This is a genomic window from Bosea sp. NBC_00550 (genome assembly GCF_026020075.1).
Taxonomy (GTDB): Bacteria; Pseudomonadota; Alphaproteobacteria; order Rhizobiales; family Beijerinckiaceae; genus Allobosea.
Window position 1 is genome coordinate 3,849,904 of record NZ_CP102772.1, and the last position, 15,097, is coordinate 3,865,000.

General features: G+C 65.6%; 13 protein-coding genes. 1 reads left to right on the forward strand and 12 read right to left on the reverse strand.

Features of this window, described 5'->3' with window-relative positions; all coding sequences use genetic code 11:
* Nucleotides 1–14 precede the first annotated feature (14 nt).
* From NWE53_RS18505 to NWE53_RS18540, 8 genes are all read right to left on the reverse strand, one after another.
* Nucleotides 15–926 (reverse strand): branched-chain amino acid ABC transporter permease, encoded by a 912-nt coding sequence (locus tag NWE53_RS18505; protein WP_265050842.1) that lies wholly within the window; start codon nt 924–926, stop codon nt 15–17.
* Complete coding sequence (locus tag NWE53_RS18510; RefSeq protein WP_265050843.1) at nt 926–1,789, reverse strand: branched-chain amino acid ABC transporter permease; 864 nt, start codon at nt 1,787–1,789, stop codon at nt 926–928. Before NWE53_RS18510 ends, NWE53_RS18505 begins: the two co-directional genes overlap by 1 nt.
* The gene (locus NWE53_RS18515; RefSeq protein WP_265050844.1) at nt 1,786–2,991 is read right to left on the reverse strand and encodes an ABC transporter substrate-binding protein; all 1,206 of its coding nucleotides are present in this window, start codon (nt 2,989–2,991) and stop codon (nt 1,786–1,788) included. The genes NWE53_RS18510 and NWE53_RS18515 overlap by 4 nt, the downstream gene beginning before the upstream one ends.
* A gap of 47 nt (nt 2,992–3,038) precedes the next feature.
* Nucleotides 3,039–3,761 carry an ABC transporter ATP-binding protein gene (locus NWE53_RS18520; RefSeq protein WP_265050845.1) on the reverse strand — a complete coding sequence of 241 codons (723 nt, stop codon included), beginning with the start codon at nt 3,759–3,761 and terminating at the stop codon, nt 3,039–3,041.
* On the reverse strand, nt 3,758–4,522 hold the full coding sequence (locus NWE53_RS18525; RefSeq protein WP_265050846.1) for an ABC transporter ATP-binding protein: 765 nt from the start codon (nt 4,520–4,522) through the stop codon (nt 3,758–3,760). The genes NWE53_RS18520 and NWE53_RS18525 overlap by 4 nt, the downstream gene beginning before the upstream one ends.
* Nucleotides 4,519–5,175 carry a TetR/AcrR family transcriptional regulator gene (locus tag NWE53_RS18530; protein ID WP_265050847.1) on the reverse strand — a complete coding sequence of 219 codons (657 nt, stop codon included), beginning with the start codon at nt 5,173–5,175 and terminating at the stop codon, nt 4,519–4,521. The genes NWE53_RS18525 and NWE53_RS18530 overlap by 4 nt, the downstream gene beginning before the upstream one ends.
* A gap of 298 nt (nt 5,176–5,473) precedes the next feature.
* A complete protein-coding gene (locus tag NWE53_RS18535) occupies nt 5,474–6,412 on the reverse strand; it encodes a DUF2950 domain-containing protein (RefSeq protein WP_265050848.1) in 939 nt (312 codons plus the stop codon).
* A complete protein-coding gene (locus NWE53_RS18540) occupies nt 6,409–8,172 on the reverse strand; it encodes a DUF3300 domain-containing protein (RefSeq protein WP_265050849.1) in 1,764 nt (587 codons plus the stop codon). Before NWE53_RS18540 ends, NWE53_RS18535 begins: the two co-directional genes overlap by 4 nt.
* A 663-nt stretch (nt 8,173–8,835) precedes the next feature.
* Between NWE53_RS18540 and NWE53_RS18545 the strand changes: the two genes are divergently transcribed.
* Complete coding sequence (locus NWE53_RS18545; protein WP_265050850.1) at nt 8,836–9,681, forward strand: universal stress protein; 846 nt, start codon at nt 8,836–8,838, stop codon at nt 9,679–9,681.
* Nucleotides 9,682–9,718: 37 nt separating this feature from the next.
* Here NWE53_RS18545 and fabI read toward each other — a convergent pair whose 3' ends face one another.
* Genes fabI through NWE53_RS18565 form a run of 4 tightly spaced genes read right to left on the reverse strand, consistent with a single transcriptional unit; the run spans nt 9,719 to nt 14,884 of the window.
* On the reverse strand, nt 9,719–10,504 hold the full coding sequence (fabI, locus tag NWE53_RS18550; protein WP_265050851.1) for an enoyl-ACP reductase FabI: 786 nt from the start codon (nt 10,502–10,504) through the stop codon (nt 9,719–9,721).
* A 12-nt stretch (nt 10,505–10,516) separates the two neighbouring features.
* Entirely contained in the window at nt 10,517–11,698 is a 1,182-nt protein-coding gene (locus NWE53_RS18555) for an acetate/propionate family kinase (protein WP_265050852.1), read from the reverse strand.
* Between the two features lie 4 nt (nt 11,699–11,702).
* The gene (locus tag NWE53_RS18560; RefSeq protein WP_265050853.1) at nt 11,703–12,677 is read right to left on the reverse strand and encodes a phosphate acetyltransferase; all 975 of its coding nucleotides are present in this window, start codon (nt 12,675–12,677) and stop codon (nt 11,703–11,705) included.
* A 2-nt stretch (nt 12,678–12,679) separates the two neighbouring features.
* The gene (locus tag NWE53_RS18565) at nt 12,680–14,884 is read right to left on the reverse strand and encodes a DUF3141 domain-containing protein (protein ID WP_265050854.1); all 2,205 of its coding nucleotides are present in this window, start codon (nt 14,882–14,884) and stop codon (nt 12,680–12,682) included.
* Between the last annotated feature and the right edge of the window lie 213 nt (nt 14,885–15,097).

A 15,097-nucleotide genomic window follows, 5' to 3' on the forward strand; every position in this document is an offset into this window, starting at 1 on the left:
GCGGGCCTTCGGTTTCAGGCGGCAGCCGGCGGGACCGGCGCCTTCGGGATTCGCTCGGGCAGGATGCCCTGCGGCTTGAGGTGCAGGACGAGGATGAGCGCCAGGCCGATCAGCATCTCGCGCGTGGCGGCAAGCTGGACCGGCTGCAGCCCGGGCACCCACTCGGTGAGGAAGCGCGTCGCCTCCAGGAAGATCACGACGCTATAGGCGCCGAGCACCGCCCCGCTCGGGCGGCCGACGCCGCCGGCCGTGACGGCGAGGAAGATGTAGATCGTGATCAGCGGCTGGAAGTGATCGGGCGAGATATAGGATTGGAAATGCGCGTAGAGCGCACCTGCCAGCGCCGCGATCGCCGCCGAGAGTGCGAACGCCTGGAGCTTGAAGCGCAATACGGTCTTGCCGGCGAAGGCCGCGAGCTGCTGATCCTCGCGGATGGCCTTCATGGCGCGGCCATAGGGGGAGCGGTCGAGCCGGCGCAGCAGCGCCCAGACGACGATCAGCACCAGGGTGACCACCGCGAGATAGAAGAAAGCGAAATTCTGCGTGCCGAGCTCCGCCTTCAGCGGTGCCTTTATGCCGGAGATGCCGTCCGAGCCGTTGGTCAGCCAGCGTTCGTTCAGCGCGACGAGCCGGATCACTTCGGCGAAGCCGAGCGTGACGATGGCGAGATAGTCGTCGCGCAGGCGCAAAGTCGCGAAGGTGACGATGAGCCCGACCGCCGCGCCGACGATGAGTGCCGCTCCCCAGCCGATCAGGACGGGCGCACCGGCGCCGGTCGCGAGCGCCGAGGCATAGGCACCGACAGCGAAGAAGCCGGCGAGGCCGAGATTGACGAGGCCGGCCCCGCCCCAGATCAGGTTGAGGCTGAGCGCCAGAAGCCCATAGATGCCGCAGAGCGTCAGGGTGAAGATCAGATAGGACAGCATCAGGCGGCCCTTTCACCGAGGATGCCGCGCGGGCGGAAGGTCAGCATCAGCAGGATGGCGACGAAGCCGACGGCGGTGCGGTAGGTCGCGGGAACGGCCAGCAGCGCGAGCTCCTCGGCAACGCCGAGCATCAGCGCACCGAGGACGGCGCCGGGGATCGAGCCGAGCCCGCCGAGTACGGAGGCGGCAAAGACGGAGAGCAGCACGCGATAGCCGGTCAGCGGGTCGATCGAGGTGTCCAATCCGATCAGTACGCCGCCCATCCCGGTCAGCCCCGCGCCGAGGAAGATGGTGACGATCGCGATCCGGGCCGGATCGATGCCCTTGAGCCGGGCGAGGTCGGGATTGTCGGCGACGGCCCGCATCGCCTTGCCGAAGCGGGTGTAGCGCAGGAAGGCGAACATGGCGGCCATGATCAGCACCGCGAGCAGGAGGCTCTGGAGCTGCTGCGGACCGATGCGCAATTCGCCGAAGCGCAGATCGCGCGCGATCGGCAGATCGTAGCCCCGCATATCGTTGCCGAAGATGAAGCGCACGATGTTCTCGAGCACGAGATTGAGCGCGATCGAGGCGATGGCGACGATCAGCGCACCGTTGTTCCGCAGGCGCTTGAGCGCAGTCTCCTCGGCGACGACGCCGACCGCACCCGTCACCACGAAGGCGACGACGAGCGCGGCCATCACCGGCAGCCCCATCTGCGCATTGGCCCACCAAGCCGCGAAGGCGCCGATCGTGGCGTAAGCGGCAATGGCGAAGTTCGGATAGCGCAACACCGCGAAGATGGCGGAGAAGCCGATGGCCGGGACAGCGATCAGCGTCCCGGTCATCACCCCGTTGATGAGCGCCTGGAGAAGCTGGGTCACGCGATCTTCACCAGCGCGAGCTTGCCCGATTGCACCTGTTCGTAGCGGAACCGGCAGTCGCTGATATCGCCGGTCTCTGTGAAGTCGCAGGGGCCGCTGGCGCCGTCATAGTCGACCGGCTGCTTGGCGGCGATCGCCTTGAGGCCGTCGACCGCGTTGTCGACTTTCACCCCGCCGGGAGCCTGGCTGACCTTGCGGATCGCGTCCTTGATCGCAGGGCCTGAGGCCTCGCCCGCAAGCGCGATCGCCATCAGCACGAGATTGATCTGGTCGTAGATCTGGGTGGTGTAGGGATCGGGCGAGGCGACGCCGATCATCTTCACCAGCCGCTCGTAGGCCTTGGAACCTTCGGCCGGCGACGGCGCGATGGTGAAGGTCTTGTCGACCACCTCGGCCGGCACGCTCTCGACCAGCTTCTGGTTCACCGAATAGGCGAAGGCGACCTTCAGCCCCGAGAAGCCGGCGCGGTAGATGTCCTTGAGCATCACGGCGGTGTCGGGGGTGTAGCCGCTGAAGATGATGGCATCCGGCTTGAAGCGCAGCGCCTCGTCGATCTCGGTGCGGTACGCCGGCTTCTTGTCGTCATAGATCAGCGAGCCGGTCTCCCCGCCGGCGGCCTTGACGGCGGCGGTGATGTTGTCGAACTGGCTCTTGGCGAAGGGCGTCTGTGGCGAGAGGAAGAAGACCCGCTTGGCCTTCTGGTCGATGCAGAACTCGCCGAACTTCTTGCCCTGCAGCGTGGTGTTGGGCTGGGTGCGGATCAGATAGCCCTGATGCGGCAGCAGCGTGATCGAATCCGCGCCGGAGACCGTCGCCAGGAAGGTCTTCGATTCCCAGCACAGCGGCGCGACGGCGGTCGTCACCGAGGAGGCCCAGGTGCCGAGGATGGCCGAGACCTTGTCGACGTCGATCAGCTTGCGGGCGGCGCGCACGCCTGCTTCCGGATTGGTCTGGTCGTCTTCGGAAACCAGCTCGACCTTGCGGCCGAGCACGCCGCCGGCAGCATTGACCTCGTCGATCACGGCCTTGACCGCCTTGACCATGACCGGGCCGTAGGGGCCGCCGGAGCCGGTGAGCGGCGTCAACGTGCCGATCCTGATCGGGGCGCCCTGCGCGAGGGCGCGGCCGGACAGGGCCGAGAGGCTGGCGAGGGCGGCGGCTCCGGTCAGGAGCCTGCGGCGGTCAGTTGCGAACGGCGTCATGATGGTCCCCTGCTTGTTTTGCTTGATTGTTACGGCGTGGTTTCGTCCTAGCCGCCGAGGAAAAGCGGGCGGATATCCGGATCGTTGGCGAGCGCCGGCCCGGCGCCCTCGCGGCTGTTGCGGCCGGAAACCAGCACATAGCCCCGCGTCGAGATTTCGAGCGCCTCGAGAGCGTGCTGTTCGACCATCAGGATCGGCAGCCCACCTTGGTTGAGCTTAACGATCGCGTCGAACAATTCATCGGCCGCCCTTGGCGACAGGCCGGCCGTCGGCTCGTCGAGCAGCAGCAGCGAGGGCGCGTTCATCAGCCCCATCGCCATGGCGAGGATCTGGCGCTGGCCGCCCGAGAGCGTGCGCGCCAGCGCCTTGCGCTTCTCCGTCAGCATCGGATAGCGCGCATATAGCTCCTCGCTGCGCTTGCCGACCTTGCCCGGCTCCTGGAAGCCGCTGATCTCCAGGTTCTCGGCGACCGTCATCGCGCCGAAGACGTTGCGCTCCTGCGGCACGAAGCCGATGCCGGCGCGCGCCCGGCCGAGCGCATTCGCGCGGGTGACGTCGGCGCCGTTGAGCCGGATCGCCCCTTCGCGCGCCGGGACGAGGCCGGCGATGGTCTTGAGCAGCGTCGACTTGCCGGCCCCGTTGGGACCGATGATGGAGACGATCTCGCCGGGAGCGACCCGCAGCGATGCGCCCTTCAGGATCTGTTCGGCCGCGCCGTAGCCGGCGACGATGCCGTCGACGGTGAGCAAGTCTCCCGGTGCCGGGCTCAATGCCGCCTCCCGAGATAGGCTTCCTGCACGCGGCTGTCGGAGGCGACCTCCTCGAAGCTGCCCTGCGTCAGTGTCCTTCCCTCGGCCATGACGATGACCGGCGCGCAGAGCTTCCGGATCAGCCCCATGTCGTGCTCGATCAGGCAGATGGTCAGCCCGTTGCGGTTGAGCGCGACGAGGTGCTCGGCGATCTGTTCGGTCAGGCTTGGATTCACGCCGGCCATCGGCTCGTCGAGCAGGAGCAGCTTCGGCGCGGCCATCAGGGCACGGCCGATCTCGACGAGCTTCTTCTGGCCGCCGGAAAGCGCAGTGACGGGATTGTCGAGCACATGGTCGAGCTTGAGCCGCCGGGCGATCTCGAAGGCGCGTTCGGCCAGTTCCGCCTCGCGCCTGCGTGCAGGGCCTGTACCGAGCAGGGCCGCCAGCAGATGCTCGCCGGGCTGGTCCGCGCCGTAGAGCATCAGGTGCTGGAAGACGCTGAGCTTGGGAAAGCCGCGGGCGAGCTGGAACGAGCGTACAAGGCCGGCCGCGACCAGCTTCTCCGGCGGCAGGCCGGCCGTCTCGGTCTGGCCCAGCCGGACAGAGCCTGCGCTCGGCCGGTAAAGGCCCGACACGGCGTTGAACAAGGTTGATTTGCCGGCACCGTTCGGCCCGATCAGCCCGGTGAAGGAGCCTTGCGGCACCGCGAAATCGACGCCACGCAGCACCTGCACGCCGTAGAAGCCGAGCTTCAGGCCCTCGATGGTCAGGGCAGCCGTCATGCCGTGGCAGCCTTGCGCGCTTTGGCGGCGACGATTGCGGGCTTGATCGGGAAATGCTGGCGCACCTGCTGCTTCCAGAAGTTCAGCATGCTCTCGTAGTAGACGGGGTCGTTGGGACGCAGCACGGTCTGGCTGATCATGCCGCGCACGAGACACATGGTGGCGTTCATCACGATCCGGGTATGGTCGGGGTCGGTACCGGCGCGGGTCGCGAGCGCTGTCCAGACCGCGTCGAGGCCGGCATGGAATTCGCGGACGGTCGGGATGAGCTCCGCGCGGAAATCGGGATTGTGGCGGGCCTCCGGCAGGTATTCCATCGTCACGTAGAAGAGCCGGTCGTCCATCATCCGCCAGATGTAGTCGACGATCTCGTCGCTGGAGCCGCCCCGCTCCATGAAGTCCTCGGCGAAGCGGTGCAGGTCGCGGGCCGCCTTGCTCAGCAGGTCGGCAACGGAGGCGCTGATGATTGCCTCGCGGCCGGCGAAATGATGGGTCAGCGCGCCGCGGGAGACACCCGCATGCAGGGCGATTTCCGGGGTGGTGGTGCGGGAGAGGCCTCGGTCGTGAAGCAGGTCGATGGTCGCAGCCATGAGACGCGTCGAGGTCTCGGCGCTGCGCTCCTTCTGCGATCGTCTCTTGCCGGTTTCGCTCACGCCAACCTCGCTGCCGGGATCGTGGGGAGGTTGTGTTCTCATTTACAAACAGTCAAGCCTGTTTTTATCGAATCTGTATGCGCCTGCTTTCACGGGGCGGCGCATTGCGCGTGAAAGAACAACGGGCGGTTGCAGCCGCGGCGAGTCAGAGCGCCCCGGCCCTTTTTGAGGGCGGTGCATTGGGGCCGAGGCGATGGAGGCGCCTGGCTCCATGCCGGGATCAATCGAAACGATCTTCAGGGAACAACCATTGGGCCAGGCAGAGAATGTTCCCTGGAGAGCGCTCCAGGCTGTCCTGCTAATCTGCTCGGTTCGTTGAGACCTTCTCCCAGCCCTTGTCTGGATTGAAGCTCTGCATACGCGCCGCGATGCGGTTGGTGCCGGAGCCAAGGTCCTTCTGATAGACCGTCCCGGCGTGATTGAGCATGAAACTCGTTACACCGGAGCGGCCATACTCGGCCGGATACGCCAGCAGGGCGAAGCCGCCGAGCATCTTGCCGCCGGCGACATAGTCGATCGCGCCGCCCGGCGCCGAGGACCCCTGGCGCTTCAGGACCTTGTAGTAGTAGCCGTGGAAGGGCCGGCGCGTCTCACCCGCCTTATAGCCTTCCGCCGCAGCTTCAGCGGCGAGTTCGCCCAGGGGACTCGGCTCCTCTCCAGCGGCGCTGTTCCAGTAGAGGCCATCCTTGGCGCCCGGCCTGCTGACGATCCTCTGCGCATAGACGCCCGCGCCCTGGCCGGTTCGGTCCTTGGCGGCGTATTCCTGCTGTGCGTCGAAGAATGCAAGGCTCGCCTGGATCGCCGCGAGCTCGTTGCGACCGATGCGCCTGGCGAGGATCTCGTCGCGGCCGGATACGCCATCGAACTTCCAGCCCTCGCCCCGGCGCACGATCGGGATCGGGAAGGGAAAATCATCCGGACCGACGAGCAGCGTCGCCTTGTCGCCCCGCTCGTTGATCGAATGCCGGCTGTCATAAGCTTCGAGGAAGCGCTTGCGATCCGCTGCATCGGCGACGTGGTCCCCGGAATGCAGGCTATCCCGCCCGACAATTCCGAGAACGGCGCGCAAGCGCTTTTCCTCGTTTCCGCGCGCCGCCTCGATCAGCGCCGTCGCAGCATCCGACGGCGTCTTGAAGGGCTCCTGCGCTTTCGCGGCCGTCGCCGCCGCGAGAATGCCGAATGCGGCCGCGCAGATCAGGCGAAATACTGATCGCTCCATTGGCGATGCGATGGTCATGGCCTTGCATCCTCGACATGCGAGACATGGGCGGGAGCCGGCGATCCTTCCCGGTGGCCTTGGCCTCCGGCCGGAACCCGCGCGCCCGACGATTTCCACTGTTCAAAAGTCTGGAACGGCACGCCCAGTTGACGGTAATCGACCCTCAGATAGCCATCCGAGCCGCGACGCACCGCCCAGGGCGCGACGCCTTGGACCTCCTGCGCGATCACACCGACATAGCTTTGCTGCGAGCCGTTATAGGCGAAGCGGTAGAAACCCAGCCCGTTATCCAGCCGGCCGATCAACATGATGTCATGCTTGAGCTGGATATCGGAGCGACGTCCGCCGCCGCCTCCACCGCGGCCTCCGCCTCCGCCAACCCGGCCGCCGCCGCCTCCGAAGCCGCCGCCGCCGACCCGGCCACCGCCACCACCGACCCGGCCTCCTCCACCGCCATAGCCGCCGCGCATCCCGGGGCCGCCGGCATGCATCGCGCGGCCTCCTCCCGGACGGGCGCCCATGCTCGCATGCCCGCGTTGCGACTGAAGGTTAGCGCTGCGACCGGATTGCATCCTGTATGCGCTCTCGCGCGATGCCGCGGCGCGGTTCGCGCCGCTGGACGGACGCCGGGCCTGCTGGGACGCCCGGGCCTGACCGCCGCGTCCGGCTTCCGGCCGCCGCTGCTGCGTCGCCGCCCGTGGCTGACCGCCGCGTCCACCATCGGGCCGCGCGCGGTCGCCGCCCGGGCGGTCGGGCCTGGCGCCCGCGCCGGGGCGGTCGCCCGGCCTTTGTTCCGGGCGGGCACCTGCTCCCGCCCCGCCGCGGCCGCCTTCGGGGCGCAGCACCTGGTCCCCGCCGCGTCCGCGGAAATCCATCCGTCCATCCGCCCCGGCCCGGATATTGTTGTTGCCCGCGAAACGCTGCTGGACCGCGTTGTTGCGATACTGCACGCCATGGCGATGCTGCGGGTTGTGCTGCCAATGCGTTACCCGGTCGCGGTTGATATTGATGTTGTTGTTGTTCCAGTTGACGTTGCCGCCCCAGTAATTGCCGTTGTTCCAGCGCCCGAGCGCATAGCCGGCTCCGAAAGCGAGACCCGTCGCCACGACGCCGGCGGCGACATAGCCGGTGTAGGGGAAGTAATAGGGCGGGTAAGCGGGTTCGGGCCAGGCGCCGTAGACCACGCCTGGATCGTAATAGGGCACGTAGACGGTGTCGGCCACGGCCGGCTCGATCGCGATCGTCTGCCGCCCGCTCTCCTGCCGGACCGCAACCACCTGCTGGGGGCCCGAGGACAGCTTCTTGTTGTCATAGGCTCGCGTCCGCATCCGCTGGACGCCGTCCATCACGTCGGGCTGCTGGGCCAGCACCGCGTCGCCGAGCTTTTGCGTCCAGTCGAGATTCTTGCTCATCATCTCCAGCACCGAAGGCGTGGCGACGAGCGACTTGACGCTGACGTCCCAGGCCTGCTTTTCGGCCTCCACCTTCAGGGCGTCACCCTTGAGCTTGTTGTTCGTGGCGAGCCAACGATCCGCCTGCACGACTTCGAGCGGATAGGTCGAGGCCATCAGAACCTGCGCCAGCAGCGTATCCGGATAGAGCGCGATCGGCGCAACGAGCGCGTCGAGTTGCGCCTTGTTCAGGAGTTGGTCGGCTTGGACGGGAGTGCCTGCCGATGGCTGCGGTTGCCCGAGTGGCTGGACCTGCGGCGTCTGCGCGAATGTCTGGGAGGTAAGGCCGCCCGCGATGATGCAGGCCAGCAGGATCCGGACAGGCATGGCGTTCTCCCGACAAAGACGTCCGGGGCGATGGGCGCTCCGGCGCAAAACCCCCTCACTTTCTGGCGTAACCATTTTGCTGCGCTGCCTGCAGCGCGCGGAAGGCCTCTGCTCGAATACATGATCAATTTGCCCGGCCCGGATTGGCCTTCCGACCTCCGATTTTAGACGAAAGTGGCTCGCGCGAACCTGTTCTCAAGGACAATACGTTGCCGACCCGGCTTGTGATGAAATCCCTCCGATAAAGCCGTCGAGATCAACGCCACCGAGGTCGCGATTGACAACCGGCGCGAGGTCGCAACGCATCCCATCATCTCGAAATATTCCAGGGTCGCCGGCGCCGGCGGGATGGTGCCGAAAGGATACGGGAGCAGCGGCTTCGTCGATCCTCTTGATCGCGACACGCGCTGAGACGACCATTTACGCGGCATGTGGGGGATGAATTGCCGGAGCCCACCCGCATGACGCTGGTCTGCCGCACCACGGGCTTGCACGGCACCTTGTTAAGGGGCTGCTCGCATCTGACTACATTATCCAGGCCAACAGGACTTCGCACAATTCGGTTCTGCTGCAGGCTTGCCCGGACCGGACGGCAGACAGGCGCGATGCGGACGCCGGACATACGGGATCGGAACGTCGATATCACGGCCGGAGGCGAGGCAGATGGCGCAAGAGTTCAAAAGCATCCTGGTCTGCCTGGTGCCAGCCGACGATGGCGATGGCGGGGCAACCTCCGCCGTGCGCTTTGGCGTCGGCCTCGCACGTCGTTTCGGATCGAGCCTGACCTTCCAGGCCTTCGTCCCGCGTGCATCCTTGCCTTACAGCCCGATCGGCGGTTTCGCCGCCGGAATCGTCGCGGAGGAGAACAAGCGCCGGCGAGCCTTGGTCGAGACGTGTGCCGCAGCGGCTCGCGCTATTGTCGACGAAGCCGGCCTGAGCTGTGTGTTTGACCTGCCCGATCTCGCCCTCGACGATCTGACTGAGCGCTTCAACCAACAGTCACGTCTCCATGATGTGGCTGTTCTCGATGGGAACAACGATCTTTTCGAAAGCAACCGCTATGCGGTCGAGGAGGCGCTGTTCAATAGTGGACGACCGGTAATCGTCGTGCCGAAGCTGGGAGGCAATCCTGCGCCGCAGCGGCTTGCTATCGCTTGGGATGGCAGCGCCCGTTCAGCCCGCGCCGTCGGCGATGCGATGCCGCTGTTACAGAGTGCACAATCCGTCTCGGTCGTAGTCGTCTCCGGAGAAAAAGATCTGAGCCGCGCAGCCCCCGCCAGCGGCTTGATCAGCTTTCTCGAGCGCCATCGCGTGAAGAGCGAGTTCGTGAGGCTCGATGCGGCCGGCGGCGACGTCGCCGAGGCTCTGCGACAGCACGTTCGTGATAGCGCGACCGAGTTGATCATCATGGGCGCCTTCGTTCACTCGCGGTTCCGCCAGGCCATTCTAGGCGGCGTGACAAGCTCGCTACTTCAAAACACCCCGGTGCCTCTATTTTTGGCTCATTGAGCGGCCATGCGCGCAATGTGGCGCTGCCTGCGCCAACTCAATCGATAATGTGATAACCCCCGTCGATATAGAGAACCTGACCGGTCATGAGCCGGGCGGCGTCATGCGCAAGAAATGCGGTCGCGGCGCCGACATCGTCGATGGAAACGAGCTCGCGGGCCGGCGACTTTCGCTTGGCCTTTTCCAGCAGGGTGTCGAATTCGGGGATGCCGGAAGCGGCGCGTGTAGCCAGCGGGCCGGGCGAAATCGCGTGCACGCGAATTCCCTTCGGGCCCAGTTCGGCGGCCATGTAGCGGACGGCGGATTCAAGGGCTGCCTTGGCCACGCCCATGATATTGTAGTTCTCCACGACCATCTGCGAGCCGTAATAGGTCATGGTGAAGAGCGTGCCGCCATTCTTCATGAGCGGCTCCGCCAACTGCGCCATGCGGAGGAACGACCAGCAGGAAATCTCCATCGTTTTCAGGAAGCCGTCGAGCGGGGCATCGGTGACCCGGCCGGCCAGCGTATCGCGCGGCGCGAAGGCGATGGAATGGACCACGAAGTCGAGCTCGCCCCAGCTTTCGGCGATCTGTTCGAAGACCGCCTCGATCTGCCCCGGCACGGCCACGTCCAGCGGCAGGACGATGGGAGCTTCCAACTGCCGGGCAAGTGGTTCGACATGGGGGCGCGCCTTCTCGTTGAGATAGGTCACGGCCAGTTCGGCTCCGAATGCACGGAAGGCCCGGGCGCAACCCCAGGCGATGGAGCTCTCATTGGCGATCCCGACGATCAGGCCCCGCTTTCCCTCGAGCAGCTTTGCTTTCGCGGTTGGAATGGTCATGACGGCCTCGACTCAATGGGTGGCAGTGATCAGTCTCAAGGTATGGCCGGCGATCATCAGTTCCTCATCGGTCGGAACGACGTAGACCCCGATACGGCTGGCGGGCGTCGAGATCAGCGATGAACCGGCTCGGTTGGCCTCCGGATCGAGCTCTGCTCCCAGCCACGCCATGCGGCTGACGATGCGTTCCCGCAGCTCGGGCGCATTTTCTCCGATGCCCGCTGTGAAAACGAAGGCATCGAGCCCGCCCAGCGCCGCTGTCAGCGAGCCGATGTTGAGAGCGCAGCGATAGACGAAGTGGTCGATCGCGAAAGCGGCGCGCGGATCCTCGCTTGCGAGCAGATCGCGCATATCGTTGGAGATGCCGGACAATCCCTTGAGTCCGGCTTCATGGTAAAGCAGTTTCGAAACGGCCTCGGCCGCCATCCCCTTCTGCATGATCAGGTGCAGCACGACACCGGGGTCGAGCTGCCCCGGACGCGTTCCCATCGGCAGCCCGTCGAGCGCGGTGAACCCCATCGTGCTCTCGACGCTGCGCCCGTCCAGCAAGGCGCACATCGAGGCGCCGCTGCCCAGATGAGCGATAATGATCCGCCCGACGGCAAGCTGCGGAATGATCTCGCGGAGGCGCCCGGCGATATACTCGTATGACAGCCCGTGGAAGCCGTAGCGCCTGATTCCCTCGCGGTGAAGCGCCAGGGGCAAAGCATAGAAATCGGCCAGATCCGGATGGTTGCGATGGAAGGCGGTGTCGAAGCAGGCGATCTGCGGCACGTCCGGATTGATGTCCATCGCGAGCCGGATCGGCAACAGATTGTTGGGCTGGTGCAGCGGCGCCAGCTCGGCATAGGTCGCGAGCTTGTCGAGGAGCGCGTGATCGATGATGGTCGGAGCAGAGTAGTCGGGTCCCCCGTGCACGACACGGTGACCGATCGCCAGGAGGCTGTACCCCTCCAGGCTGCGCAGCCACGTTCGGGTCTTGTCGATCGCCGCAGGAAGATCTGGCACCTCCTCGCGCTGCAGGATCAGATCGATCAGAGGCATGCCCCCGGCATCGGACGCGCGCAGGCGTGGCCGCTGGCCGATGCCGTCGAGCTGCCCCCGCACCTGGCGTGTCAGCGTCGCCTGGGAGACCGTGAAGATCTGGAATTTGAGGCTCGACGAGCCGGCGTTCACCACAAGGATCGCATCCATGGGCTCAGACCGCCGCCACGGAGGCGACTCCCCGCCGGGCGACGGCATAGAGTGCGGCGACGGCGCATGATGCCAATCGCGTGCGGACCGTATCGGCCCGCGATGTCAGAATGATCGGCACGCGCGCGCCCAGGACGATTCCGGCCGCATCGGCATGGGAGAGAAAGGTCAGATTCTTGGCCAGCATGTTGCCGGCCTCGAGATCGGGAACGACGAGGATCTGCGCGCGCCCGGCCACCGGCGATTTGATGCCCTTGATGCTGGCGGCTTCCGGGGAAATGGCATTGTCGAAGGCAAGCGGGCCGTCGACCAATGCGCCCGTGATCTGGCCGCGATCGGCCATCTTGCACAGCGCCGCGGCCTCCATTGTGGAAGGGATCTTGGTCGTCACGGTTTCGACGGCCGACAGGATCGCGACGCGCGGCACGCCGAGGCCGATCCCGGTCCAAAGATCGACCGCGTTCTGAACGATATCGCGCTTTGCGTCGACATCGGGGAAGATATTGATCGCCGCGTCGGTGATGAAGAGCGTCTCGGCATGGCCGGGCACGTCCATGATAAAGACATGGCTGATGCGCCTCTCCGTGCGCAGACCGGTGGCCGAGGCTGCAACCTCCCGCATCAGCTCGTCGGTATGAAGGCTGCCCTTCATCAGCAGCTCGCCGCGCCCTTCCCGGATGAGCTTGACGGCTTCGGCCGCTGAGGCGTGACTGTGCGGCGCGTCGACGATCTCGATACCATCGAGATCCAGCCCCTCGGCCTGGGCGACTTCAAGGATTCTTGGCCGCGGCCCCACCAGAATTGGCACTATAAGACCCTCGTCGCGCGCTTCCAGCGCACCTCGAAGGGAGGTGGCGTCGCAGGGGTGGGCGACGACCGTCAGCGCCGGCGTGTCGCTGCGCGCCGCCGCAATCAGCCTGTCGTATTTGGAGCCCGGTTTCGCGGTGTCCGCATCCAAAGTGCTGTCGTCGACGCGCATGCCTAGGCCCTCTGTCGGGTGGCGACGTGCAGCTTGCCGGGAGGATTCGAACCCATCGGTGAAGCAACCTCGAAAAGACGTCGGATCTCTTCGAGCCGGTCTGCAGCCTCCCCCGAAAGTGAACCTCGCGCCGTCGCCACTTGCTCAATAAGCTTGAATGCAGCGGTTCGGCCCTCGTGATCAGGGGGCAACAGGCCGGGCAGTGTCCGCAACGCCTCGGCCTGATCGATCAGCAGCATGAAGAACTGTTCGCGCGTCAGCGCTTTGAATTCGCTCAATGTCAGGCGGCGGAGATGCTGGCCCTGCCTGCGCAATCGCCGGATCGCTTCGAAACTGCGTTCGTCCGCGCTTTCCCGCGCCATGCCGACATAGAGAAGCGCCCGTACGCAAGCGTTGAGCATGTCACCGGATGCCATGCTCGCGCGTAGTTCCTCGATACGCTTCGCGAGGAGCTCGGCGTGCAACTTGCTCTTGGGGGCGTCTCGAGGTCGGCGTTGCGAATGCGTGTCGATGCCCACCGCCGATTGGAGCAGCGGCGAGCCATAGACGGTACGGAAGGTCTGCTCAGATATTCGCTCCACGATCTGGCGCCAATTGTCGAGAGCGCCGACGATCTGGGCCGAGGCGGCTTCCTGTGCCTTGAGGAAGACGTTGTCGTCTGCAACCTGCTGGCGCTCCTGGCGCATCTTGGGAGCCGCTACGTCGAGCCAGGAAAAAAACGGGTTCCGCGAGCCGAATATCTCATATTGCAGGCGCAGCGGGTGCATCGCCCGCATTGCCCCGGCAACGGCAGGATTGGCGTTCATCTGGATCCAGGGCTGAACCAGCGCGCGGTAGAGCGAGAGATTTATCTCCGATACGCGGGCGACGGTGGCGAAGCGGCGCTCGTCCTCAAGCTCGTTCCCCCCGAGCGCTCGGATGTCGTCGAGGGTTCGCGCTTCGCAGCGCATCACCCATTCGCCGCTCACCAGATCCGGGTTGGCCTCGGTTCCGGTCTTCGGTTCGAAGATCGCTTCGTAGAGACCCGGCGGCAGGACGTCGATGAAGTCGATGTTGGACGCGAACTCGTCATGCTCCTTCCGGGCGACCCCGGCCGACACGAAGATACCGAGATGTCCGATCTTGTCGTGGATGGCGTAGACGATCGTCTGCCCATAGGAACGGATCTCGTCGACGCTGCCGTAGAGATCGAGGATCCAGTCGAGCGCCTGCTGAGGCGGAGTGATATTGTCGCCCTTCGAGCAGAAGACGACGATCGGCGAGCGGATGTTGCGGAGGTCGATGGCCGTGCCGTCGGAGGTTCTGATTTCGCCGCAGGCCAGCCGGTTACCGATGAAGAGCTCGTCGACGATGAACTGGATTTCCTCGGCATTCAGGGTGACGTGGCCGCCCCACCACTTTTCGAAGCCGAGATAGCGTTCCACCTCCGTGTCGATCTTGGAATACAGGTTGTACTGCTTGCTCCAGAGCGTATTGGCCGGGTTCTGGCTCTCGAAGTTCTGGACGAGCCATGCGCCGTCGAAGGTACCCGCACCGAGATCGCTGGTGAGGGCGGTCAACCAGCTCCCGCCCAGCAGGCCGCCGGCGTATCGCATCGGGTTCTGGCCTTTCACACCCGCCCAGTACGACAGGGGCGAGCCGGCCAGGATGATGGGGCCGAAGAGTTCCGGCCTCAGCGCGGCCAGGATCATGACGGCCCAGCCCGCCTGGCAGTTACCGACCACACATGGTTTGCCGTCGGCCTCCGGATGCCGCGCAATGACCGCTTCGAGAAATACCGCCTCGGCGAGCGCGACGTCTTCTATCGTCTGCCCCGGAACAGCGTCAGGCAGGAAACCGACGAAGTAGCAGGGATGCCCGGCCCTCATCGCGACGCCGATCTCGCTGTCGGCCTTGAACCCGCCGATGCCCGGTCCGTGGCCCGCGCGTGGATCGACGATGACGAAGGGGCGCTTGACCTTGTCGACGACCATGCCTGGAGGAGGAGCGATCCGCACCACGACGTAGTTGACGGGCCGGGGCAGGCTGCGTCCGTCGCAGACCAACTCGGTGTCATAGTCGAGGACATGGGGAGCGAGCTGCGCCAGATGCTCCTCATACTGGAGGCCGCGCTGTCTCAAGGCATCCAGGAACAATACGAGGCGCTGCGAAGCGTCGGTCGCATAGGAGAGCGCGTCGGCGAAGGCGTCAGCGGGGTCTTTGGCCATGGCCGCACTCCGGGGGCTGCTTCACGCTTGAAAGGGCTTCGACGTCGCCACGGGGGATACTGCGATCCATCAAACACGATGCTTGAGCATGGCCCAACGCCGCGTCGCTGTTCATTCGTAGCTCAGCGCGCGTTTCCCCGACGGCGTGGTGCTGCCTCTATCGGGCATGTCCACTGCGTACGACGCCCACACCACCACATCGGGCGGTTTCAG